The organism is Massilia eburnea (genome assembly GCF_009720745.1).
Taxonomy (GTDB): domain Bacteria; phylum Pseudomonadota; class Gammaproteobacteria; order Burkholderiales; family Burkholderiaceae_D; genus Rugamonas; species Rugamonas eburnea.
On sequence record NZ_WNKX01000012.1, the window covers coordinates 20,229 to 44,260 of the forward strand.

The 24,032-nt window shown below is 62.8% G+C and carries 25 protein-coding genes; 5 read left to right on the forward strand and 20 right to left on the reverse strand.

All coding sequences use genetic code 11. The features are described from left to right. The first annotated feature begins 297 nt into the window (after positions 1-297). On the forward strand, positions 298-1,227 hold the full coding sequence (locus GM658_RS16270; RefSeq protein WP_170298840.1) for a LysR family transcriptional regulator: 930 nt from the start codon (positions 298-300) through the stop codon (positions 1,225-1,227). Between the two features lie 2 nt (positions 1,228-1,229). Here the strand turns inward: GM658_RS16270 and GM658_RS16275 are convergent, their stop codons facing one another. Beyond that, positions 1,230-1,910 (reverse strand): Crp/Fnr family transcriptional regulator, encoded by a 681-nt coding sequence (locus tag GM658_RS16275; RefSeq protein ID WP_155455108.1) that lies wholly within the window; start codon positions 1,908-1,910, stop codon positions 1,230-1,232. A 76-nt stretch (positions 1,911-1,986) separates the two neighbouring features. Here GM658_RS16275 and GM658_RS16280 point away from each other — a divergent pair, with 76 nt between their 5' ends. Next, a complete protein-coding gene (locus GM658_RS16280; RefSeq protein ID WP_155455109.1) occupies positions 1,987-2,844 on the forward strand; it encodes a sterol desaturase family protein in 858 nt (285 codons plus the stop codon). After that, positions 2,837-3,526 carry an SDR family NAD(P)-dependent oxidoreductase gene (locus tag GM658_RS16285; RefSeq protein WP_155455110.1) on the forward strand — a complete coding sequence of 230 codons (690 nt, stop codon included), beginning with the start codon at positions 2,837-2,839 and terminating at the stop codon, positions 3,524-3,526. The genes GM658_RS16280 and GM658_RS16285 overlap by 8 nt, the downstream gene beginning before the upstream one ends. Here the strand turns inward: GM658_RS16285 and GM658_RS16290 are convergent. From GM658_RS16290 to tyrS, 19 genes are all read right to left on the reverse strand, one after another. Next, a complete protein-coding gene (locus tag GM658_RS16290) occupies positions 3,498-5,009 on the reverse strand; it encodes a sensor histidine kinase (RefSeq protein WP_155455111.1) in 1,512 nt (503 codons plus the stop codon). The two genes, GM658_RS16285 and GM658_RS16290, sit on opposite strands and share 29 nt — an antisense overlap. Positions 5,010-5,017: 8 nt before the next feature. Further along, a complete protein-coding gene (locus tag GM658_RS16295) occupies positions 5,018-8,521 on the reverse strand; it encodes a response regulator (protein WP_170298841.1) in 3,504 nt (1,167 codons plus the stop codon). Between the two features lie 75 nt (positions 8,522-8,596). After that, positions 8,597-9,361 (reverse strand): glutaminyl-peptide cyclotransferase, encoded by a 765-nt coding sequence (locus GM658_RS16300; protein WP_155455113.1) that lies wholly within the window; start codon positions 9,359-9,361, stop codon positions 8,597-8,599. Further along, positions 9,354-10,409 (reverse strand): Holliday junction branch migration DNA helicase RuvB, encoded by a 1,056-nt coding sequence (gene ruvB, locus GM658_RS16305; protein WP_155455114.1) that lies wholly within the window; start codon positions 10,407-10,409, stop codon positions 9,354-9,356. The genes GM658_RS16300 and ruvB overlap by 8 nt, the downstream gene beginning before the upstream one ends. A gap of 38 nt (positions 10,410-10,447) precedes the next feature. After that, complete coding sequence (locus GM658_RS16310) at positions 10,448-11,020, reverse strand: hypothetical protein (protein ID WP_155455115.1); 573 nt, start codon at positions 11,018-11,020, stop codon at positions 10,448-10,450. 107 nt (positions 11,021-11,127) lie between these two features. Continuing rightward, the gene (locus tag GM658_RS16315) at positions 11,128-11,409 is read right to left on the reverse strand and encodes a hypothetical protein (RefSeq protein ID WP_155455116.1); all 282 of its coding nucleotides are present in this window, start codon (positions 11,407-11,409) and stop codon (positions 11,128-11,130) included. Beyond that, a complete protein-coding gene (locus GM658_RS16320) occupies positions 11,406-11,975 on the reverse strand; it encodes a dihydrofolate reductase family protein (RefSeq protein ID WP_155455117.1) in 570 nt (189 codons plus the stop codon). Before GM658_RS16320 ends, GM658_RS16315 begins: the two co-directional genes overlap by 4 nt. A gap of 102 nt (positions 11,976-12,077) precedes the next feature. Beyond that, positions 12,078-12,389 carry a hypothetical protein gene (locus GM658_RS16325; RefSeq protein ID WP_155455118.1) on the reverse strand — a complete coding sequence of 104 codons (312 nt, stop codon included), beginning with the start codon at positions 12,387-12,389 and terminating at the stop codon, positions 12,078-12,080. A gap of 6 nt (positions 12,390-12,395) precedes the next feature. Next, complete coding sequence (locus GM658_RS16330) at positions 12,396-12,992, reverse strand: hypothetical protein (protein WP_155455119.1); 597 nt, start codon at positions 12,990-12,992, stop codon at positions 12,396-12,398. Between the two features lie 24 nt (positions 12,993-13,016). Then, entirely contained in the window at positions 13,017-13,598 is a 582-nt protein-coding gene (ruvA, locus tag GM658_RS16335; RefSeq protein ID WP_155455120.1) for a Holliday junction branch migration protein RuvA, read from the reverse strand. Positions 13,599-13,617: 19 nt separating this feature from the next. Then, the gene (gene ruvC / locus GM658_RS16340; RefSeq protein ID WP_155455121.1) at positions 13,618-14,154 is read right to left on the reverse strand and encodes a crossover junction endodeoxyribonuclease RuvC; all 537 of its coding nucleotides are present in this window, start codon (positions 14,152-14,154) and stop codon (positions 13,618-13,620) included. 147 nt (positions 14,155-14,301) lie between these two features. Then, positions 14,302-15,876, reverse strand: a complete 1,575-nt coding sequence (gene purH / locus GM658_RS16345; protein ID WP_155455122.1) for a bifunctional phosphoribosylaminoimidazolecarboxamide formyltransferase/IMP cyclohydrolase — start codon at positions 15,874-15,876, stop codon at positions 14,302-14,304. A gap of 92 nt (positions 15,877-15,968) precedes the next feature. Further along, the gene (locus GM658_RS16350) at positions 15,969-16,202 is read right to left on the reverse strand and encodes a helix-turn-helix domain-containing protein (RefSeq protein ID WP_028102293.1); all 234 of its coding nucleotides are present in this window, start codon (positions 16,200-16,202) and stop codon (positions 15,969-15,971) included. 43 nt (positions 16,203-16,245) lie between these two features. Next, a complete protein-coding gene (gene dusB / locus GM658_RS16355; protein WP_170298842.1) occupies positions 16,246-17,262 on the reverse strand; it encodes a tRNA dihydrouridine synthase DusB in 1,017 nt (338 codons plus the stop codon). A gap of 131 nt (positions 17,263-17,393) precedes the next feature. Continuing rightward, the gene (locus tag GM658_RS29340; RefSeq protein WP_155455123.1) at positions 17,394-18,170 is read right to left on the reverse strand and encodes an ATP-dependent Clp protease adaptor ClpS; all 777 of its coding nucleotides are present in this window, start codon (positions 18,168-18,170) and stop codon (positions 17,394-17,396) included. Positions 18,171-18,176: 6 nt separating this feature from the next. After that, on the reverse strand, positions 18,177-18,818 hold the full coding sequence (locus GM658_RS16365; protein ID WP_155455124.1) for a histidine phosphatase family protein: 642 nt from the start codon (positions 18,816-18,818) through the stop codon (positions 18,177-18,179). Continuing rightward, positions 18,815-19,429 carry a YbhB/YbcL family Raf kinase inhibitor-like protein gene (locus tag GM658_RS16370; RefSeq protein ID WP_155455125.1) on the reverse strand — a complete coding sequence of 205 codons (615 nt, stop codon included), beginning with the start codon at positions 19,427-19,429 and terminating at the stop codon, positions 18,815-18,817. The genes GM658_RS16365 and GM658_RS16370 overlap by 4 nt, the downstream gene beginning before the upstream one ends. A gap of 193 nt (positions 19,430-19,622) precedes the next feature. Next, on the reverse strand, positions 19,623-20,069 hold the full coding sequence (dtd, locus tag GM658_RS16375; RefSeq protein WP_155455126.1) for a D-aminoacyl-tRNA deacylase: 447 nt from the start codon (positions 20,067-20,069) through the stop codon (positions 19,623-19,625). Then, entirely contained in the window at positions 20,066-21,298 is a 1,233-nt protein-coding gene (gene tyrS, locus GM658_RS16380; protein ID WP_155455127.1) for a tyrosine--tRNA ligase, read from the reverse strand. Before tyrS ends, dtd begins: the two co-directional genes overlap by 4 nt. A gap of 156 nt (positions 21,299-21,454) precedes the next feature. Here tyrS and GM658_RS16385 point away from each other — a divergent pair, with 156 nt between their 5' ends. After that, the gene (locus tag GM658_RS16385) at positions 21,455-22,837 is read left to right on the forward strand and encodes a M23 family metallopeptidase (protein WP_155455128.1); all 1,383 of its coding nucleotides are present in this window, start codon (positions 21,455-21,457) and stop codon (positions 22,835-22,837) included. A 94-nt stretch (positions 22,838-22,931) separates the two neighbouring features. Further along, entirely contained in the window at positions 22,932-24,023 is a 1,092-nt protein-coding gene (locus GM658_RS16390) for an anhydro-N-acetylmuramic acid kinase (RefSeq protein WP_155455129.1), read from the forward strand. Positions 24,024-24,032 lie beyond the last annotated feature (9 nt).

The window sequence follows — 24,032 nt, forward strand, 5'->3', positions numbered from 1 at the left end:
CGCACGGGCGCACGGCGCCCAGCGCCGGCAAGTGCCGGACGCAGGCCTGCGCCGCGAGCGAGCGCGCTCGGGTCATTGAAGGCTGCCGCGGCAGCCGGGGAAGCAGAGGCGGGCGCTATGGGCGGGCGAGCCGGGCCCCGCGACATGGTCGAATCGCTGAATTTTCATGCAGTGTCTCCAGTGTGTGCCGCGTTTTATTAACGCTGTCGTTGAAATGAGTATGTGTTTGGCACTACTATTCGTCCAATGCATTGTTTTTATCCGCCCAATGCATATTCCGCATACAAGGGGATTTCCATGGATTTCAAGCGCTTGCGCTACGCCCTGGCCGTGGCCGACGAAGGCAATTTCGTGCGGGCGGCGGAACGGGTCAGCATCAGCCAGCCCGCCCTGTCGCGCGCTGTGCAGACCCTCGAGGAGGAGCTCGGATTCCTGCTGTTTGACCGCGGCAACCGCAACGTGGCGGTGACGGTGGCCGGGGCGGCCTTCTTCAACCACGCGCGGCGCCTGCTGTTTGATGTACGCAACATGGAGCACGACCTGACCCTGTTGCGCGATGGCGACAGCGGCCATGTGACCTTCGGCATCGGCCCCCTGCACTCGGGCGCCCTGCTGCCGCGCGTACTGCGCCAGGTGCGCGCCGACCAGCCGGGCATCAGCCTGTCCGTCACCATCAATACCTCGACCTACCTGCTGGACCACCTGCGCGCGGAGGAAATGGAGTTCTTCATGTCCGACGTGCGCCTGATCGCACCGGCCGAAGACTTGATCATCACCCACGAGTGCCGCCAGTACGGCGGCATCTACTGCCGCCCCGGCCATCCCCTGCTCGGGCGCAGCGACGTGACCCCGGCCGACCTGCTGCCCTTTGGCATGGCGGCGCCCACCATGCCCGAAGTGCTGATGCAGCAGCTGAACAAGCTGTTCCGCCTGCCGCCCGGGCGCGACCTGCCGGTCATGCTCAGTTGCGACAGCGTACATACCCTGATCGACGTGGTGGCGGAAAGCGACTTGCTGTTGATCTCCAGCCACGCCGCGCTGGCCGAAGCGGCGCAAGCCGGACGGCTGGAACAGGTGGCGGTGCCGCTGCCGCCGCTGTGGGCCGACATCGCCACCATCCGCCTGCGCGGGCGCACCCTGTCGCCCGGCGCCCAGCGCGTGCTGCAGGCGGCGCGCAGCATCCTGGCGCAGCTGGCAGGGACGGAAATGCCGCGCCAGCAGGCCTGATCTCAGGCCGCAGCCGCCGCTCGCAGCAGCTCAAGGTCGAGCACTTCGATCTGACCGTAGCGCAGGGCTATCACGCCGGCCCGGGCCAGCGCGCGCAGCTCCGTATTCAAGGTGGTGCGCCCCACGCCCAGCATCATGGCGATATGGTCCTGCGAAGCGACGATGGTGCTGCGTGCATTGCTGGCGTTGGTCAGGTCGCCGCGCGCCAGCATGAGCAGGCGCCGCGCCACGCGCGCGCGGGTGCCGTGCAGGGCCATGTCGGCCACCAGTCCCAGCGCGGCGCGCAGGCGCTGCGCTTCCAGCCGCGCGATGGCGTAGGCAAAGCTGGCATCGCGCATCAGCATTTCGAAGCGCTCGGCGCTCACGGCCAATAGTTCGGTGTCCTCCTGCGCGGTGGCCGTGGCGGCGCGCGGCAAGTCTTCCAGCAGGGCCGTCTCGCCGAACCAGTTGCCCGGTTCAACGATGGTCAGGATCGCCTCGTTTCCATTCTCGTGCATGACCGACAGGCGGATGGCGCCGCAGGCCACGCCCCAGATGCCGTCGCGCACCCGGGCCGTCGGCTCGCCCTGCAGATAGAGGATTTCCCCCTGGGCCAGGCGCAGCGGGCGCGCCGCGTCCAGCATGGCGCCGGCCAGCGCCGGCGCCAGCGTTGCAAACCAGGGATTATCGAAAAACTTTTGCATGGAAAGTCCTGAATTGCACGGAATTGAACAATCTTCGCGGGCCTGGCGCTGCATGATTGGCCGTAAAGGAGACCCTATGGACAAGAACATGATGTACTTGCTGATCGCACTGGTGCTGGCCGGCTTCGGCGTGATGGAGTTCGCCAGCCGCCGCTACCGCGACACCGTGCATGCCAGCGCCAATGATACAACGCTGGAAATCCTGATGACAGTGGGCCTGCTGGCGGTGACCCAGCCCTTCATCCTCTTCTGCAGCGACCTGCTGGGCCAGTGGCTGGCGCCCGGCATGCGCAACGCCTGGTCAAGCCTGCCCTGGTGGGCCTGGGCAGGCCTGCTGCTGGTGGGCGACGACATGACGCAGTACTGGTGGCACCGCATCTCGCACTCGCCGTTGCTGTGGCCCCTGCACCGCGCCCACCACAGCGCTTCCTACATGAGCATCCGCATCACCTACCGCAACAACTTCTTTTACTACCTGATGATGCCGGGTATCTGGATCTCCGGCTTCCTGGTCTACCTGGGTTGCGGCTGGATGTATTTCGCCTACGTGGTGCTCAAGCAGGCCGTCATCATCGGCGCGCACTGTGCCTGGGCCTGGGACGAACCGCTGTACAAGGTGCGCGCCCTGCGTCCCCTGATGTGGGTGGCGGAGCGCACCATCTCGACGCCCGCCACCCACCGCGCCCACCACGCCATCAGCAATGCCGACGGCATCGGCCACTACAAGGGCAACTTCGGCAACCTGCTGTTCTTCTGGGACGTCTTGTTCCGCACCGCGCACATCACGCGCCGCTACCCGGCCGCAGTCGGCTTGCGCGACGACCAGCTGTTCGGCGCTGAGCGCTGGGACAAGCAGATGTTCTACCCCTTGCTGCAATCGCAGCGCGAATACAGCGCGCTGAAATTCGGCGGAAAGATTTACAGCGATGAATAAGGTCATTGTTACCGGTGGCTTCGGCGCGCTGGGCCGCGCCGTCGGCGAAGCCTTGCTGGCAGCCGGCGCGCAGGTCGCGCTGCTGGACCAGGCCCCGGCCCCATCCAGCCTGTCCGCCGCCGCCCTGCACTGCGGCGGCATCGACCTGTGCGACCCGATCGCCACGCGCAGCTGCATCGATGAAGTGGCGCAGCAATTCGGCGGCCTCGAGGGCATCGTCAACGTCGCCGGCGGCTTTGCCTGGCAGACCGTGGAACACGGCGACGTGGCCACCTGGGACCGCATGTACGCCATGAATGTGCGCACCGCTTTGCTGGCCTCGCAGGCCGCCCTGCCGCACCTGCTGCGCCAGCGACGCGGGCGTATCGTCAATATCGGCGCCATGGCCGCCAGCCGCGCGCAGGCCGGCATGGGCGCCTATGCCGCCGCCAAGTCCGGCGTGGCGCGCCTGACGGAAGCCATGGCGGAAGAATTCCTTGGCAGCGGCATCACGGTCAACGCCATCCTGCCCGGCATCATCGACACGCCGGCCAACCGCGCCGCGATGCCGGATGCTGATCCCGCACGCTGGGTCGCCCCCGCCGCCCTGGCCAGGGTCGTCGTCTTCCTGCTGTCGGATGCAGCGGGCGCAATCAGCGGCGCCCTGCTGCCCGTCACCGCCCCGCTACCAGCGGGAAGGTGAATTCGAAGCGCACGCCCTGGCCCGGCGTGCTGCTCAAGCTCACGCTGCCTTGCAGCGCGCCGCACACCAGGTTGTTCACGATGTACATGCCCAGGCCCGAGCCGCCGGCGCCCACCTTGGTCGAGAAGAAGGGTTCAAAAATCTTCGACTGCAGATCGGGTGCGATGCCCACGCCGTCATCGGCGTAGACCAGGCTGATGTCGCCGCCGGCCAGGCTGGCGGCAATCGACACTTTGCCGCAGTTGCGGCCTTCAAAGCCGTGCAGGATGGAATTGACGATCAGGTTGTTGAGGATCTGCTCAAGGTGGCCGGGATAGGAATCCATCAGCACCCCGGGCGGCACGTTCAGCTCCACCGTGACGTTCGCCTGCCGCAGCATGCGCCCCAGGGTGATCAGGATGTCGTTCAGGCAGGTGTACAGGTCGAACTGGCGGCGGCGCTGGCTGGTCTGGTCCACCGCCACGTTCTTGAAACTCTCGATCAGTTCGCGCGCCTTGTCCGCGCTGCGTATCAGCACTTCGCTCGCCTCGCGGCAATCGCCGGCCGAGCGCATCAGGCAGGAGCGCGTCAGCTTGCCTGCCAGCGCACTGTCGGCCAGTTCGCTCACGCGGTCGCGCAAGGTCGACGCCAGCAGCACCAGGTTGCCGACCGGCGTATTCAGTTCATGCGCCACGCCAGCCACGATGCTGCCCAGCGCCACCATCTTTTCCTGCTCGACGATCTGCTGCAAGGCTTGCCGCAGCTCGCAGCTGCGCGCCTCTTCCGCCTCCTTGCGCTGGGTGATGTCGCGCACCAGCGCCGCGAAAGTCGGCGGCTGCGATTGCGGCACCTGCCATTGCGACAGCTCGACGTCGAATTCGCGCCCCTCGCGGTGGCGCGCCCGTGCGCAGCCGCCTTGCGCCGGCAGCAGCACCTTGCTGGCCGGCTGGCCCAGCATCTCGTCGCGGCGCCAGCCGAACAAGTCTTCCGCCGCGTGGTTCCAGTCGGTCACCATGCCGTGGCAATCGGTGCCGATGAAAGCTTCGCTGGCGCCGTCGATCACCATGCGCAGGCGGCGCTCCGATTCATGCAGGGCCTGCGTGCGCTCCTGCACCTTGGCGTACAGTTCGCACAGTACGGCGACCTTGTTGCGCAGCACCGTCGGCTCGATCGGCTTGTTGAGGAAATCCACCGCGCCCATCTCATACCCATTGAACTGGCGCACCTTGTCGTGCAGGCCGGCGGTGACGAAGATGATGGGAAGATGGCGCGTGCGCGGATTGGCGCGCAGCAGCTCGGCCGTCTCGAGGCCGTCCATTTCGGGCATCTGCACGTCCAGCAGCACCACCGCGAAGTCGTGCCGGAGGGACTGGCGCAGCGCCTCGTTGCCGGAGATGGCTTTCACCAGCTGCAAAGGCAGCGGCATATCTTCCAGCAGCGCTTCCAGCGCCACCAGGTTTTCCTGGCGGTCATCGACCAGCAGCACCGGAATGCTCCGTTCCATGCTCTCCCCTAGCGTCTTATCCAGACCCGCAGCAGCGACAGCAGCTGCGCGGTATCGATCGGCTTGGCGAGGTAATCACTGGCTCCCGCCTCCAGGCAGTTCTGATGGTCGCCCGGCATGGCCTTGGCTGTCATCGCGATGATGGGCAAGTCCCTGAAGCGGGCATCGGCGCGTATGCGGCGCATCGCTTCATAACCATCCATCTGCGGCATCATTATATCCATCAGAACGGCATTGATCCCGCTTTCGGCGGCCAGCTTGTCAAGCGCCTCCAGGCCGTTCTCCGCCTCCACCACCTGCACGCCGCGCTCGCCCAGCAGGCTGGCCAGCGAGAACAGGTTGCGCATATCGTCGTCCACCACCAGCACCTTGCTGCCCGCCAGCGCCTGGGCTTCCTGCTTCAGGGCCTGGCCGCCTTGCTCCACGCTATGCAGGAATAGCTGCACTTCGCTCAGCAGCCGCTCCGGGCTGTGCGCACCTTTGATGATCACGCTGCGCGCGTAGCGGTTCAGTACGCGCAGCTGCTCGCGCGACAAGTCCTGGCCGGAATGCACAACCACCGGCAAGTGGCGCAGCGCCGCATCGGCTTGCAGCGCTTGCAGCACCTGGTAGCCGGACATGTCGGGCAGGCCCAGGTCCAGCACCATGCAATCGAAATGGCTTTGCGACAGCAGGCCGAGCGCCTCGCTTCCCGACCTGCAGCACACGGCGTCCACCTTGCGCCCCGCCAGCAAGGCCGCCATGCTGCTTAGCTGGCGCTCCTCGTCCTCCACCACCAGCACGCGCTTGATCGCCCCGGCCCAGGCTTGCTCGATGCTGTCGAACACCTGCGCCAGCTGCTCCGGGCTGACCGGCTTGGTCACCAGGCCCAGCGCACCCAGCTCGCGCGCGCGCTGCAATTCGTCGAGGCAGGAAATGAAATGCACCGGGAGGTGGCTGGTGCGCGGGTCGGCGCGCAAGCTGCGCATCACTTCCCAGCCGTCCATGCGCGCCATCATCACGTCCAGCAGCACGGCGTGCGGCGCCTCCTGCTGCGCAAGCCGCAGGCCTTGCTCGCCGTCCGCCGCCACCAAAGGCGTGTAGCCGCGCCCACGCACGAAGTCGGCCAGCAGGCTGGCGAAGAATGGGTCGTCTTCCACGATCAGGATGCGGCGTTCGCCCTCTGCGCCGCGCACCGCGTGCAGCGTGGCGGGCGCTGCGGCATCGGCCGCAGGCTTCGGCTGCAGCGGCTGCAGCGGCAGCATGAAAGTAAAGGTGCTGCCCTCGCCCTCGACACTGTACAGGTGCAGCGCTCCGCCCATGGTACGCGCCAGCTGCAGCGAAATCGACAAGCCCAGGCCCGTGCCGCCGTAATGCCGGCTGATGCTGCCGTCGGCCTGGCGGAAGGCTTCGAAAATCGTCACCTGCTTATCGGCCGGTACGCCAATTCCGGTGTCGCTCACCGCAAAAGAGAGCTGATCGCCTGCCACCGAGACCCGCAGCGCCACGCCGCCTTGATGCGTGAACTTGAGCGCATTGGCGAGCAGGTTGCGCAGCACTTGCTGCACACGCTGGCCATCCATTTGCACCACGGCCGGAGTGCCCGGCAGGCGCTCGATGGCCAGCGCCAGGCCTTTCTGCTCCGCCTGCGGCCCGAATTGCGCCAGCAGGTCCTCGCACAAGCCGGCCAGTTGCACCGGCTCGATATGCAGCTCCACCTTGCCGGCCTCCATCTTGGCCAGGTCGAGGATGTCGTTGATCAGGTTGAGCAGGTCGCGCCCGGAATGATGGATGGTGCCCGCGTAATCAAGCTGGCGCTCATTCAGGTTGCCGCTCTTGTTCTCCTTCAGCAGCGCCGACAGGATCAGCATGGAGTTGAGCGGCGTGCGCAGTTCATGCGACATGTTGGCCATGAACTCGCTCTTGTAGGCGCTGACGCGGGCGATTTCCTCGCGCTGGCGCTCCAGCAGGTCGGCGCGCTCCTCCAGCTCCGCGTTGCTTTGCTGGAGTTCTTCCTGCTGCACCCTCAGCTCCTCCGCCTGCTGCGCCGTTTCAGCCAGCAAGGCGCGCGTGCGCTGGCGCGTGATGTTCACTTCCAGGCCGATCGCGATCGCCTCGGCACTCAGGTCGACAAAGGCGAGCTCGTTGGCGCTGAACGTGCGGAACGCCGCCAGCTCCATCACGCCCACCATATTGCTGCCATGCTGCAGCGGCATCACCAGCAGGCACGATGGCGGCGCACTGCCCAGCGCCGAAGCAACCTCCAGGTAGCCGGACGGCACATCGCCCGCCAGCACCCGCCGGCCATCGCGGATCGCCTGTCCCGCCAAGCCCTCCCCCGGCACGACGCGCGCCGGATGGCGGTCCCGCGTCAGCCCAAAGCCCGCCAGCAGGCACATGCCGGCGCCCTGCCCTTCGTCCACATACAGTGCGCCCACGCGCGCGCCCATCAGGCCGGCCATGAAGTCCAGCACGCGCTGGCCCAGGCCCGGCAACTCCTGTTCGCCGCGCATTACCGTATTGAGTTCATTCTGGCTCGACTTGAGCCAATCGCGCTCGCGTTCAGAAACGTCGCTGGCGCGCAGCGCCTGTGTCATCCGGGCGAATGACGCGTCGAACCTGCGCTGCGACTCCGCCAAGCCGGCCACCGACAGCAGCAAATCGCCCGCCTCATCGTGCGCCACCCCGGCCAGGTCCAGCTGCGGCAAGGGCGCCGGCGCAAAGTCATGCTCCAGGTTCCCGCCCGCCACCGCCTGCACCGCCTCCACGTGGCCGGCGCGCGATTCGGCCAGGGCGCGCGCCGCGTCGAGCGCCCGGTGCAACGGACGCGCCACGTTGCGCTGGTAGAAAACGCGCAGCGCCACCGCCACCAGCACCAGAACAGAACCCACCGTCATCAGCACCCAGCTGGCAATGCGGGTGGCGCTGGCCGCTTCGCGCGTGGAATCGACCTCCAGCACGCCGCGCACGTCGCCCAGCTTCCAGTCGGTCTTAGGGCTTTGCGGATGGCTGTTATGGCAGGCCACGCACGCCTGGGCGCTCATGCGGTCGGCCAGCGCCACGCGCACCGTGGTACGGCCTTGCAGCGTCTCGGTGCGGGAGAACACCCCGTCGGGCCGCTTTTGCAGGTAGTTCCAGGCATCCTGCGCGAACTGGTCGCTGGCACGATCGCGCCGCTGCGGGAACGGGTAAGGGCTATACAGCTTGACCGCGGTGCCGCTGCCCTGCATCAGGGCGCTCAGGTCGTGGATCATGGTGGCTGGCAGGGGAATCGCGTTTTGCTTGCTGCGATAATCCGGATCGACCTGCATAGTGGTCTGCGCCAAAACACGCGCCGCCACATTCTCCGTGTAGTACTTGCGCAGCAAGAGGAACTGGCGCACCGTGGCTTGTGCCGAATCGACCGCGTCGCGCTCCGCGTTGTGGCTGATCAGGGCAGGCAATAATGCCGAAATGACCAGACCACAGGTTACCAGCAGCGCGCCAATCGGCAAGAACAGCTTCCAGAACAAGCTGCTGGAACGTGCGAGCACGGTCAGCCTCCGCAAGGATGGGTTTCACCCTATTCTTGCGCGGAAAACTTCATGAAGCAAGCCTACTGACTGTTACTACCTGCGCTTGGGCCGCAGCTCGATTTCGAACAGCTTGGGCCAACGCTTGCCGGTCACGAACAGGCGGTGCGACCTGGCGTCGTAAGCGATGCCGTTCAAGACATTATCGGCATCCTTGCCCGCCCTGGCGGTGGCGGCCAGCCCGCTCAAGTCGATCCAGCCCAGCACATTGCCGCTGGCAGGGTCGATGCGGGCAATGCGGTCGGTCTGCCACACATTGGCGTAAATCTGCCCGTCCACCCACTCCAGCTCATTGATCTGCAATAGCGGCTGGCCGTCGGCGGTAACCTTGATGCGGCGCTGCTCGGCGAAAGTCCTGGGATCGAGGACGCGGATTTCGGGCGTGCCGTCGCTCATGTACAGGCGCTCGCCGTCGCTGGTCAGGCCCCAGCCTTCGCCCATGTAGTTGAAGGTGCCCTTGATGTCAAAGCTGCCCTGGTCCATCACATAGCCGGCCTGGTTCATCCAGGTGATGCCGACGATGCTGTCGCCGTGCGGCGCAATGCCTTCGCCAAAGACCTTCTCCGGCAGGTCGCGCTTTTGCAGCACCTTGCCGGTTTTCAGGTCCACCTTGCGCACCGACGATGCGCCGTACTGGCCGGTGCTTTCCCACAGGTAGCCGTCCTTGAAGAACAGGCCCTGGGTGAACGCTTGCGGGTCGTGCGGGTAAGTCGCCTTGATCGAATACCCCTGCACCGGCACGGCGGCCGATGCGATTTGCGCGGCCAGCGCCGCCGCGCCCAGCGCCAATAGCTTACGCATCCCACAGGTCTCCGCTGGCGTTGCTGCGCGGTGCGGTAACGCCAAAGTGCTGGTAAGCCTGCGCCGTGGCGACCCGGCCGCGCGGCGTACGTTGCAGGTAGCCCTGCTGGATCAGGTATGGTTCCAAAACGTCCTCGATAGTATCTGCGGCCTCGCCGATGGCGGCCGCCAGGTTGCCGATGCCCACCGGGCCACCGCCGAATTTATACAGCACCGCTTCCAGCAGCTTGCGGTCCATGACGTCGAAGCCGACATGGTCGACGTCCAGCATGCGCAGGGCGGCGTCCGCCAGTTCGCGCGTGATGTCGCCGTTGCCCTTCACTTCCGCAAAGTCGCGTACGCGGCGCAGCAGGCGGTTGGCGATGCGCGGCGTGCCGCGCGCGCGCCGGGCGATTTCCACCGCGCCGGCCTCGTCGATGTTCGCCTTCAGCAGCGCGGCGCTGCGGGTGACGATCTTCGCCAGTTCATCGGTGGTGTAGAACTCCAGGCGCGCCACGATGCCGAAGCGGTCGCGCAGCGGATTGGTCAGCATGCCGGCGCGGGTAGTAGCTCCGACCAGGGTGAAAGGCTGCAGGTCCAGCTTGACGCTGCGCGCCGCCGGCCCCTCGCCGATCATGATGTCGATCTGGTAGTCCTCCAGCGCCGGGTATAGGATTTCCTCCACGACCGGCGACAGGCGGTGGATTTCGTCGATGAACAGGACGTCGTTTGCTTCCAGGTTGGTCAGGATCGCCGCCAGGTCGCCCGGGCGCTCCAGCACCGGGCCGGAAGTCTGGCGCAGGTTGACGCCCATTTCGCGCGCGATGATGTTGGCCAGCGTGGTCTTGCCCAGGCCCGGTGGGCCGAACAGCAAGGTGTGGTCGAGCGCTTCACTGCGCTTGCGCGCCGCCGCAATGAAGATTTCCAGCTGGTCGCGGATCTTGGACTGGCCGACATATTCGTCCAGGTGCTTGGGACGCAGCGCACGTTCGATGGCTTCCTCGTTGGGCGAGGTGGGCGCCGCGTCGATGATGCGCTGTTCCGTGAAATTGTCGGTTTGAATACTCATGCCAGGTCACAAAGAATGTCTGGCCATGATTGTACCCGTTATCGCTGCGCGCCCCGCTCTGGAAGCAGGCCCGAAATGGCGCTTGCCCACAGAATCAGTCCGGTGCCCAGGCAGCCGACCGGATCGGCCGGACCGCCCTTTGCCAGGAAGGGATATGTCGCCGCCAGCAGCATCAGCGCAACGCCGACCACATAATGGCGCGGCGCCTTGAGCACTGGCGCCAGTGGAATGAAGTGCAGGCCCACCACAAAGATGAAGGCCGGGATAAACCATTCGGGATGGCCGAGATTGTTGGCCACGTTCAGCGCCACGAAAATCGCAATGCCTTGCCCTACATTTACCCAGTTGAACAGCTTGGCCGCCCTCTTGCTTTCGGGCGTGCTGGCCGCCGCAGCGTGGGCCTCCTGGTTGCGCTTGAACTGTTTGAAGGCCACCAGCAGGAAAGCCAATGCAACCAGTGCGATGGCGGCCCAGAAGACCGGCGCATTACCCATGGTTTTCTGCGACCACGCGATCAGCCAGCCGGCGCCGAATACTGAAAAAATCGAAGAGCCGACCGCCGCGCCGGCGCGCGCAGCCGATTGACCAGTCGCGTCACGAGTTACGTCCATCTTCTTGCTTTCCTGGAGATGTTGAAAAATATATATTAAAAGAAAGATTGGTTAATTTGCAAACACAATCTTTTCAACGCTCTCCGGTGCGATGTGCGCTGCCAGGCTTATTTGACGTTCGACGCCGCCGCATTGGCTGTGTCGTTTGCCTTTTTCTGCATGCTGCCGGCGACCTTCTCCGTTTTTTCATAACGGTCCTGCGCATCCGGCTGCTTGCCCTCTTTCATCCCGGTAGCCGTGCGCGCTGAACTGGCCGGACGCATTTTTATCTTGGCCGCAGTCTTGGGCTGGTTCGGCTGCTCCTGTGTGGCGTTCTGCTTATCCTGCGCGAACGCGGCGCTTGCAATGCATGCGCCAAGTGCCAGCAGCATCAGTTTGTGCATTTTCATGGACTATCTCCAGTCGGTGTCAGAACAAGATAACGCAACTCTGCCAGGCCGGTGCCGATCTGGCGCACGGACTGCAGCTGCAACGGCGGATTGGTCAGGCGGCGAGGGAACAGCGGTTTGCCATGTCCCAGGGTCACCGAGCCAATCTGGATGATTAATTCGTCGAGCAATCCAGCGTCATGGAATTGGCCAGCCAGGTCGCCGCCGCCCACGATCCAGATGTTCTTGACACCAGCCGCTGCGCGCATTTCCGCATGAACGGGGCGCACGTCGCCACGTACGAATCGCAGCTTCGCCCCGGGAATTGTGGGCAGCTCGCGCGAGGTGAAGATCCATGCCGGTTGAGTGTAGGGCCACGCCGAACCGGTTTCGCGGGCCACCGCTTCTGCATTACGCAACATCCACTCATAAGTGGAGGAGCCCATGGCGATCGCTCCTACATGGGCAATGAATTCCGGATAGCTGCTGTCATTGATATCGCCAAGCGGGAAAAGCCACTCAAGCGAGTCATCTTCGGTAGCGATATAGCCGTCGAGGCTTGTCGCGGTAAAGAATTGAGTTTTCATGGTTCGCTTTCAACGCTTGGATTTCCAGACCAGCCAAGCGATCGGCAAGACAGAACGCTGGTGCGTCGAAAATGCCAAGGAATTCCTGGCTTTGCCGGTCCATCAGTCTTTTTCCGCTGCCGGCTGCGGCGCCAGAAGAGAACGGATATGCGCGATCATCCAGCCGATGACAGCGCCCACCCCTCCACCGATCAGGGATTGCGGCAATGCCGTCATACCGTCAATTTTGCCTTCAATAACATCAGATAGGTCGAGCAAGAGATACATCGGCCCCGCTCCCACGCCCAGCGGCACTACAAGCCATCTGGGCCAGCCACTGCTCTGCTGCCAAGCGATAACACCACCGATCCAGCATGACACTGCGATCATCCCCAACAACGCGCCCAGGACCGCAAATGAGATTTTGCTTTTCATGACTGTCTACAAGCGCTGCTCTGCTGCCGGTGCATAAGAATGGACTTCATTGACCGGAATCGGCGAACGCGCCTTGGCAACAGACATATCTGTTTCCTGCTCATTCGATATGTAAAGAGTGACACACGTCTTGGTGGACGACGTCGTCACATAGCGCCCCAAGTAAATGACTTCACCAGGACTTACAGTGAACGTTGCGACCGAAGGCACCGGCTTCCAGCAATGGTATCCGTTCCCCCCGTGAAGTTTGTAGCCGTCAGTGCTCTGAAATTCGTACTCGCCAGGCGGAAGGCGTTTGACAAACACAACTCCGCTGGTCATCGAAGTTTCAAAATCCGGAACATCTTTACCAGGATACCAATCCTGCTTTGGAGAATAAGAGAAGCTTAGGAGATCTTCGGTACCTCGGCGCCGGAAAGTGACGCTGGAACTGGTAAAACCCGATCCCTTGAACGAACCGGCACTGGCAATCACCACGCCAGCATCAGCGCCGTCGTAATTCCTGAGTGCCTCGTGTTTTTTCGCGACGTCGTAAGCACTTCCTGCGCAACCGGCAACCGCAAATGCAACCGCCACCAACGCGCAGCAAACCTTTTTATTCATAGCTTCTCCAGATGCGGACAATGATCAACCTTTTGACAGTGCTTTGAGGGCTTGCTTGATACCGTCTGAGACGGACGAGCCGGCGGGAACGGTCTTCAATGCCTGCAAGGCCTCCTTGTCCGAATAGCCCAGCGCCAGCAGTGCGTTCAGGATGTCGGATTGCGAATCGTGGACCGGATGCGCGCCGCCCGCAGCGCCTATGTCGGCGCCCAGCTTGCCCTTCAATTCCAGCAACAGGCGTTCGGCGGTCTTCTTGCCGATGCCGGGAATCTTCACCAGGCGGCCTGCTTCCTGCAGCGTGACCGCTTGCGCCAGGTCGGCGATCGAGAGCCCGGACAGGATCGACAACGCGGTGCGCGCGCCAATGCCGCTGATCTTGATCAACTGGCGGAACACAGCGCGTTCCTCGGCATTGCCGAAGCCAAACAGCAGGTGCGCGTCTTCACGGATCGTCAGGTGGGTGAACAGGCTGACCTTCTCGCCCACGCCGGGCAGGTTGTAGAAGGTGGACATCGGCACATCGACTTCATAGCCGACGCCTTGCACGTCTACCAGCAGTTGCGGGGGATTCTTTTCGAGCAGGATGCCGGTGAGACGTCCGATCATGTTTTTCCTTTGGATGCGGTTAGCCCACCAGGCGGCCGCGCTTCATGCGCAGGCCGGACAGGGCGGGATGGACATTGGTGACGACCGACAGCGTGGCCTGGCTGTGCGCGTGGCAGATGGCGATGCCGAGGGCGTCGGCGGCGTCGGTGCCGGGCAGGCCGGGCAGCGCCAGCAGGCGCGCGACCATGTCCTGCACCTGCGACTTGGTGGCGCGGCCGGTGCCGACCACGGCTTGCTTCAGCTGCGTCGGGGAGTATTCGGAAACTTTGAGTTCGTGCGTCACCAGCGCGCAGATGGCGGCGCCGCGGGCTTGCCCGAGCAGCAGCGTCGATTGCGGGTTGACGTTGACGAAAACTTTTTCGATTGCGGCGCAATCGGGTTTATAGGTGGCGGCGACTTGCGCCACGCCGTCAAGGATGACTTTCAAGCGCTGCGGCAGGTCGCCCTCGCCGCTCTTGATGGTGCCGGAGGCGATGTAGCGCAGCTTGTTGCCCACTTTTTGGATAACGCCAAAGCCTGTGGTGCGTAAGCCGGGGTCGATGCCGAGGATGATCATTCCCGGATTGTAATGCAGAAACCCGGTAAATCTGGGTCAGACCCAAGGGTCTGACCCAGATTTACCGCAGCCTGCGACCAAAAACACACTAGGGGCTGTCGAGCAGACGGGGTCTGACCCTTGGGTCAGACCCTGGTTTAACGGGTTTTAGTGACGGAAGTGGCGGGTGCCGGTGTACAGCATCACAACACCGCGCTCGTCGGCGGCGTCGATCACTTCCTGGTCGCGCATCGAGCCGCCTGGGTGGATCACGCAGGTCGCGCCCGCATCCACCACCACATCCAGGCCGTCGCGGAACGGGAAGAACGCATCGGAAGCCACTGCGGAACCCTGCAGCGACAAGCCCGCATTCTGCGCCTTGATCGAAGCGATACGAGCGGAATCGATACGGGACATCTGGCCAGCGCCAACGCCCAGGGTCATGTTGTTACCGCAGAAGACGATGGCATTCGACTTGACGTACTTGGCAACGCGCCATGCAAACATCAGGTCCGCCAGCTGCTGCTGGGTAGGCTGCAGCTTGGACACCACGCGCACCTCGGAAGGCAGCACGTTCTTCGAATCAGCCGACTGCACCAGCAGGCCGCCGCCAACACGCTTGAAGTCCATCGCGTTCACGCCATCGCCCAGTGGAATCTCCAGCAGGCGTACGTTCTGCTTGGCCGACATGATCTGGCGCGCTTCGGCGGTGAAGGAAGGAGCGATCAGCACTTCCACGAACAGCTTGGCCAGTTCGGTGGCAGCCGCGCCGTCCACTCCCACGTTGAAGGCGATGATGCCGCCGAAAGCGGAGGTCGGGTCGGTCTTCAGCGCGCGCTGGTAGGCGTCCAGCGCGGTCGCGCCAAGGGCCACGCCGCACGGGTTGGCGTGCTTGATGATCACGCAGGCGGTGGAGCCCATGGACTTCACGCATTCCCACGCTGCATCAGCGTCGGCGATGTTGTTGAAGGACAGTTCCTTGCCCTGCAGCTGGCGGTAGTTGGCCAGTGCGCCGGCCACTGGCGCCAGGTCGCGGTAGAAGGCAGCCGACTGGTGCGGGTTTTCGCCGTAGCGCATGTCCTGCACTTTTTCGAAGGCCACGTTCAGGGTTGCCGGGTAGGCGGAACGGGTTTCGTGCTTGCGGTCCGGGCCCAGGCTCGAGAAGTAGTTGGTGATGGCGCCGTCGTACTGCGCGGTGTGCGCATAGACCTTCTTGGCCAGGTTGAAGCGGGTTTCGTAGGAAACGTAGCCCGGCGCGTTGTCGGTACCCTTCATCTCCGCCAGCACAACGCCGTAATCGCTTGGATCGCAGATCACCACCACGTCCTTGTGGTTCTTGGCAGCGGAGCGCAGCATGGCCGGCCCGCCGATGTCGATGTTCTCGATCGCGTCTTCCAGCGAGCACTCGGCCTTGGCCACGGTCGCCTGGAACGGGTACAGGTTCACCACCACCATATCGATGGTCGGGATGCTGTGCTCTTCCAGCTTGGCGACGTGCTCAGGGAAGTCGCGGCGGGCCAGGATGCCGCCGTGGACTTTCGGGTGCAGCGTCTTCACGCGGCCATCCAGCATTTCCGGGAAGCCGGTGTAGTCGGCCACTTCGGTGACCGGCACGCCGTTATCGGCCAGCAGTTTTGCAGTGCCGCCGGTGGACAGGATGTTGACGCCCATGGCCGACAGGGACTTGGCGAATTCCAGCACGCCGGTCTTGTCGGATACGGAGATGAGAGCTTGTTTGATCATAGCTGTGGGGGGAAGGGTTGTTGAAGTCTGTACAAATCCAACCGGCCCCACGGCCCGTCGCGGCCAATAGGGACCGGGACGCGGAATCAGCCTTACAGCAGGCCGTGTTCCTGTAATTTCTTGCGCAAAGTATTGCGGTTAATACCCAGCATCTGGGCAGCGTGCGACTGATTGCCGTCGGCACGGCCCATCACCACTTCGAGGATAGGACGCTCAACTGTCATCACCACCATGTCGTAAACATTCGAAGCTTGCTGCTCACCCAGGTCATTGAAGTAGTCTTCCAGGCTTTTCTGGACCACTTCTTGAATGCTTTCTTTGCTCATTTTTTTATATATCTTGCTAATGTTTTGCCAGTGCTGGCGCGGCTTACGCAGCCAGCGGTTCTTCGGCGAGGCGGTATTGTAACCGGTCGCCGTACTTCCATTGGGATTCGAAGAAACTGTCGACTGCGCGCAGTTGTTCTGCGGTCGACTCGAGGCGGTTCATTTGCTGCCTGAATTCCTCCCCGCCCGGGAGGTCGCGCACGTACCAGCCAATATGTTTGCGCGCGGTGCGCACGCCCAGGAATTCGCCGTAGAAGGCGTAGTGGGCCTGCAGGTGTTCGTCCATCAGCTTGCGCACCTCGGCCACCAGCGGCGCCGGCAGGTACTCGCCGGTGCGCAGGAAATGGTCGATTTCGCGGAAGATCCATGGCCGCCCCTGTGCCGCACGGCCGATCATCACGGCGTCGGCGCCGGTCTTATCGAGCACATAACGCGCTTTCTCAGGGGTGGTGATGTCGCCATTGGCGACCACTGGAATGTTCACTGCGGCCTTGACGGCGGCAATGGTGTCGTATTCGGCGTCTCCGGTATAACCGTCGGCGCGGGTGCGGCCGTGCAGCGTCAGCATCTGGATGCCGGCTTGTTCGGCGATGCGGGCGATACGCAGGGCGTTCTTGTTTTCACGGTTCCAGCCGGTACGGAATTTCAGGGTGACGGGCACGTTCACGGCCGGCACCACTGCTTCCAGGATGCGCTGGACCAGGTCTTCGTGCTGCAACAGAGCGGAACCGCACCAGTTGTTGCACACTTTTTTCACCGGGCAGCCCATATTGATGTCGATAATCTGGGCGCCACGGTCGACGTTGAACTTGGCGCATTCAGCCAGTTCTTCCGGCACCGCGCCGGCGATTTGCACCGCCTTCGGCTCCATCTCCCCAGTGTGGTCGGTGCGGCGCGAAGACTTCTCGCTGGCCCACAGGCGCGGATTGGAAGCGGCCATCTCGGACACGGCGTAGCCCGCACCCAGTTCCTTGCACAACTGCCGGAACGGGCGGTCCGTCACACCAGCCATGGGCGCGACAAAGACGTTATTGCGGAGCGCGTGAGGTCCGATTTTCACTTAACAAATCCGTAAGACAGTGCGGGAAAGGGGGCTATTTTACCCGAAGTACTGCCCAAAATATAAGCACTATTTTTAGCCGCCGGGCCTGTGCAATTTTTAAGCCGAAACGGGCCGTCACACAGGGGGCGTCATGGCAGCTCGATACAGCTGCGAAGGGGATGTTGCCGGGCCGTTGCTAAAGCTTCAATTTGCGCCGCCTTAACTTGCGCTTCCTCGGCTGGGAAAAGTCCGCAAACGGCACGGCCGTTGTTGTGCACGGCCATCATCAGCCTTTCCGCCTCATCCGTTGTCATGCTGAACACAGATTCCAGTACTTCAACGACGAACGGTTGCGGCGTGAAATCATCGTCCAGCAACACAACTTTCAGGTCGCCGCCAGCCCCGGGAAAGTCCACCTGGCACTCTGTTGGCCTGGCATGCGGGCCACGCACAAGGAACAACACAAGGCTGTGCCGAGTTACTCCGTGGCGCTCAAGAAGGGCACGCGCTTCCCCTTGCGAATTCTCAATCACGGACAACAGGAGGTCGGTGCTATTCAAGTAATTTTTGGGCAGGACGCGCAAGAAAGCCTTGACGAGTACCGTGTCGACTTCCGGGCAAGTTTGCAGCGCGTCATCGTTCCCCCGGCCCATTGTCAGCACCCGGCGCAGGGAGGCCCGCATGCCCCGCGCAGCTGGCGGCGGCGCGGGTTCGCACGCCAGGATCGAATCCAGCTCCGTGCGCAGCATTTCAGCCCTTTCGCTGCCCAGATGGCTGTTCAGGTAGCCGAACACCGGCGGCATCACGAGCAAAGCAGCAAGCAAACGTTCGACCGATATGCAGGCTTGCTTCTTTACGCGGGCCGCCAGAAACAGGCGATGGAGCATCGCCTCCACATCGGGCGCCAATTTGGTCGGATCCGTCACAATGTCCTAGCCAATTTCGTCCAGACTGGTTTGCAAGTGCTGTACTTCGCCCCAGCTGGTCAGCACCAAACCGTCCCCCGAATACTCAAAGCGGTTAATTGAGGCATTGGGGATCGTAAAATCACGCGGCGTATCAAGCGCCAGGCCGTTGGCAGCACGATAGGCGCACTCCAGCACGCCTCCGTGTGCGACGATCGCAATCGTCTGGCCAGGGTAACGTTTGGCCCAATTACTGAAAGCCGTCACACTGCGCTCATTAAATTGGCGGAAGCTTTCGGCTATCCGTTCGCCGGACGGCATAACGGAATCCACATCACGCGCCTGCCATTCTGCGAATTCAATCGGAAAGCGCTCGGCGATTTCAATGTACAGCAGGCCTTCGAACGCGCCGTAGCCACGCTCACGCAAGGCGGCGTCGGCGTGCAGCGGGACGTGAGGATGGAGCGCGGCGACCGCATGCGCGGTTTGCACGGCGCGCCCCAGGTCGCTGGAAATGATGGCGTCCAGTTTTTCGGATGACAACGCGCGGGCCAGGGCCAAGGCCTGGCGCTCGCCTTCTTCATTCAGCGGAATATCGGTGTGGCCTTGCAGGCGGCGCACGGCGTTCCACGCGGTTTCGCCGTGGCGGATCAAGAGGATGCTTGTCATTCAAACAGTGAGTAGCTGCCGATCACCTGCACCTCGTCGAGGATATGGCCGTGGATCGCTTGCAGCACGTCCTGGCAGGTGAAGCGGCCTTCCACCGGCAGGCGCGGGATGTCCAGCGCGTACAGGCGGAAAATGTAATGGTGGGTGCGCTCGTCGTTCCATGGCGGGCATGGGCCGTCGTAGCCGTAATAGTCGCCAGCCATGTCCTTGTCGCCGGCAAACCAGCCGGTGTAGTCGTTGATGCCGTGGCGCAGGGGCGCTGGCAGGCTGGCGGGTTTGCCTTTGGGCGTGACTTCGCTGGAGAATTCGCCGGCGGCGATGCTCGTGCGGGTGGTCGGGATGTCGACCAGGGACCAGTGGTAGAAGTCGGCGCGCGGCATGCTGGCCGGCAGCGTGTGGCCTTCCTGGTTCACGTGGGTGCCGTCGGTGGGGGCGTCGCCGTCGATGCAGAGCAGGACCAAGGATTCGGTACCGGAGGGGACGTCGGACCAGGCCAGATGGGGGTTCTTGTTGGATGACAGGCGCACTTTCGTGGCCTTGTCGCGCACGGCAAAGGCAAACTCGCCGGGGATGGCGGCGCCATCCTTGAAGGAATCGCTCCAGATTTTCATCTTTATCTCCCAGCTTGCTTTTAACCCGGTAAACCTGGGTCTGACCCAAGGGTCAGACCCAGTCTGCTCATCTGCCCGGGCTTGGGTTCGAGGCGGTTGACTTTCGTCGAAGATCAAAGGCCTTCAACCCAAACCCCAGGCTCGCGAGCAGACATGGGTCTGACCCTTGGGTCAGACCCTGGTTTGCCGGGTTTTATTTAGGATTCACCTGCAACCAAAACGTCACCGGCCCATCATTGGTCAGCGACACCTTCATATCCGCCCCAAACACGCCCGTGCCAACGACTGCATGCTTGGCACGTGCCTGCGCAACAAAATATTCGAACAAACGCTTGCCATCGGCCGGCGCGGCCGCCGGGCTGAACGAAGGCCGGGTCCCCGAATTGGTATCGGCCGCCAGCGTGAACTGCGGCACCAGCAGCAAGCCGCCCGCCACATCCGTCACCGACTTGTTCATTTTGCCAGCATCATCGGAAAACACGCGATACGACAGCAATTTGGCCAGCAGCTGGTCAGCCTCCTTCTCCGTATCGCCCTTCTCCGCGCACACCAGCACCAGCAAGCCGCCGTCGATGGCGCCGGTGGTCTCGCCATCCACCACAACCTTGGCCGATGAAACCCGCTGCAGCAGCCCGATCATGCCGACAAAGTCACTTTAGCAAATTTACGCTTGCCGACCTGCAGCACGAAGGTACCCGCTTCAATTTTCAGCGCTTTGTCGGAAATGACCGTGCCGTCGATACGCACTCCGCCCTGGTCGATCATGCGCAGCGCCTCGGAAGTCGAAGCGCACAGGTTCGCCTGCTTCAGCAGCTGGCCGATACCAACCGGCGCACCGGACAGGGCAACTTCCGGCACATCGTCCGGAATCCCGCCTTTGGAGCGGTTCACGAAGTCCGCCAGCGCATCCTCCGCCGCCTGGCGCGAGTGGAAGCGTTCCACGATTTCCTGCGCCAGCGCCACTTTCGCATCGCGCGGATTCGCGCCGCCCTCGATCGCCTTCTTCAGTCCGGCGATGTGCTCGATCGACTGCCAGGACAGCAGGTCGTAGTAGCGCCACATCATCACGTCCGAAATCGACATCACCTTGGCGAACATGGTGTTGGCCGGCTCGGTGATACCAATATAGTTGTTCTTGGACTTGGACATCTTCTCGACGCCATCCAGGCCTTCCAGCAGCGGCATGGTCAGGATGCACTGCTGCTCCTGGCCGTAATCCTTTTGCAATTCGCGGCCCACCAGCAGGTTGAACTTCTGGTCGGTACCGCCCAGCTCCAGGTCAGCCTTCAGCGCCACCGAGTCGTAGCCCTGCATCAGCGGGTACAGGAACTCGTGCACGGAAATCGGGGTGCCGTTCTTGAAACGCTTGGAAAAGTCGTCGCGCTCCATCATGCGCGCCACGGTGTAGCGCGAGGACAGCTGGATCATGCCGCGCGCGCCCAGCGGGTCGCACCACTCCGAGTTGTAGCGGATTTCGGTTTTGGCCGCGTCCAGCACCAGAGAAGCTTGCTTAAAGTAAGTCTGTGCGTTGAGCTCGATCTGTTCCCGGGTCAGCGGCGGACGGGTCACGTTGCGGCCCGACGGATCGCCGATCATGGAGGTGAAGTCACCGATCAGGAAGATCACCTGGTGACCCAGGTTCTGCAACTGGCGCATCTTGTTCAGCACCACGGTATGTCCCAGGTGCAAGTCTGGAGCCGTCGGATCCAGGCCTAATTTAATACGCAGCGGCACGCCAGTCTTTTCCGAGCGCGCCAGCTTTTGAGCGAATTCGCTTTCGATGATGAGCTCGTCCACACCACGCTTGGTGATGGCGAGGGCTTCCTGCACGCTGTCGCTCAAAGGCAGGATTTTCTTGTCTGTATCCATTTTTCCCGAAATTCTCTCAATTTGTTGGCACGGCCCAGGACTTTGTTATAATGCCCGATCCCATCAATCTTGCCCGATGAAAACGAATTAAATCAACAACTTAGAACAAAATACCAAGAATCCTAAAAGTTCAAGCGGCAAATTTTAACTGATTGAATGAACCCTATAAACAAGTTCACAAGCTCACGCTTGCACAATCTGCTCGGTTCGACGCGAAAGTCGCGAATCATCAGCGCATCGGCGATCTTCCTCGCCGTCTGCGCTTTTGGTGCGGCTGGCGTGGCTCCGCTCGCCCCTGACGCGAGCGACCTGCCCGTGAAGACCATTGCCCAGGATATCCAGCTACCTGACTTGTCCTCGCAGATTACCGCCCTGCAGCAGCAAGAAGCCACCCAGAAATACGTTCACGAAGAAAAGATCCGCGCCGGCGACACGCTCGCGACTTTGCTGAACCGCCTGGGCGTGGAAGACGACGCTGCAGAAAACTTCATCAAGAAAGACAAGACCGCGCGCGCCATTATGCAGCTGCGCAGCGGCAAACGCGTGCAGGCGCAGACCGACGAAGACGGCAACCTGCTGTGGCTGAAGGCCACCGTTGTGGACGGCAAAGACAATCCCGTCAAGAATATTATGGTGTCGCGCTCCGGCGACGCCGCCTTCACGGCCGAAGAAACGGCCGCGAAACTGGAACGCCGCGTCGAGATGCGCTCGCGCGAAATCACCAGCACCCTGTATGCCGCGACCGACTCCAGCTCCGACGGCAGCAGCCTGCCCGACTCGATCGTCGCCCAGATCATTGAGATGTTCTCCACCAACATCGACTTCCGCTCTGACCTGAAGCGCGGCGACCGGTTCAACGTGGTGTACGAAACCTTCTGGCAGGACGGCGAGTTCGTGCGCGCCGGCCGCATCCTGGCTGGTGAATTCACCAACAAGGGCACCACCTACCAGAGCGTGTGGTTTGAAGACCCGCAGACCAAATCGGGCGGCGGCTACTTCAGCTTCGACGGCAAATCGCTGAAGAAAGCGTTCCTGAAATCGCCGCTGGAATTTTCCCGTATTTCCTCCGGCTTCGGCATGCGCTCGCACCCGATCTCCGGCAACTGGAAACAGCACAAAGGCACCGACTTCGCAGCAGCGACCGGCACCCCGATCCGCGCCGCCGGCGACGGCGTGATCGACTTCGCCGGGGTGCAAGGCGGCTACGGCAACGTGGTCGTGATCAAGCATTGGGCCAACTACTCCACCGCTTACGCCCACATGAGCCGCTTCGCCAACGGCATGAAGAAGGGCGCCAAGGTCAGCCAGGGCGACGTGATTGGCTATGTCGGCACCACCGGCTGGTCCACCGGCGCCCACCTGCACTACGAATTCCGCGTTGCAGGCGAAGCCAAAGACCCAGGCAAGCTCAACATCACCGCCCAGGCACCGTTGACCACGGCCGAACTGGCCCGCTTCAAATCGGTCGCCGGCGACATGATCCACCGCTTCGCCCTGCTGCGTCCCAACGACAAAACCAGCACGCTGGCTGCTAAATAAAAAGTCGGGGTCAGCTCTGGCAATCGGACAAAAAGGCGCACTTTTGTGCGCCTTTTGTCCGATTGCCAGAGCTGACCCCGACTTACAATAAGGTATGAGCCTATATATTGGAATGATGTCGGGTACCAGCCTGGACGGTGTGGATGGCGTCCTGGTGGACTTCTGGGCGGGTGCTGCGCGCACCATGTCGGCGGCGTATGTGGAATTCCCGCAAGCGCTGCGCGATGAGCTGATGGCGCTGCAGGCCGCATCTCCCAACGAGATCGAGCGCGAAGCGCTGGCCGCCAACAAGCTGGCCGAACTCTATGCCGATTGCATCGCCGAACTGCTGGCCAAGGCGGACATGAAATCGGCCGACGTGCGCGCAGCCGGGGCACATGGCCAAACGATCCGCCACCGCCCGGAATTGGGCTTCACCCGTCAGATCATTAACGCGTCCCTGCTTGCCGAGCTGAGCGGAATCGACGTGATTGCCGACTTCCGTTCGCGCGATGTGGCGGCGGGCGGCCAGGGAGCGCCGCTGGTCCCGGCCGGTCATAAAGCCCTGTTCGGCAAGGAAGGCAAGACGCGCGTGCTGGCCAATATCGGCGGTATCGCCAATATCTCCGTGCTGCACAAGGACGGCGCCGTGGGCGGCTATGACACCGGCCCCGGCAACGTGCTGATGAATGCCTGGATCTCGCGCCACAAGGGCGTGGAATTCGACGATAACGGCGCCTGGGCCGCATCCGGCAAGGAAGTGCCAGGCCTGCTGGCCGCGCTGCTGTCCGAACCGTATTTCGCCCTGCCCGCGCCGAAAAGCACCGGCCGCGACCTGTTCCACGCCGCCTGGCTGGATGCGCACCTGGCGCGCTTTCCCGACGCCAAGCCGGAAGATGTGATGTTTACCCTGATGCGATTGACAGCTGTAAGCCTGGCGCGCGAAATCGCCCCGCACGGCTCGGATGCACTCTACGTGTGTGGCGGTGGCGCTTACAATGCCACGCTCATGCGCGAATTGCAGATGGAACTCGGTGAATCGACCAAGGTAGAGTCGACAGAGGCACTGGGCGTCCCACCCAACCGCGTGGAAGCGATGGTCTTCGCCTGGCTGGCATTCCGCTTCGGCGAGCGCATGCCAGGCAACCTGCCATCGGTCACAGGCGCCCGCGGCGAGCGCATCCTCGGCGCCCTCTACCCGCGTTAACGGCTGAGC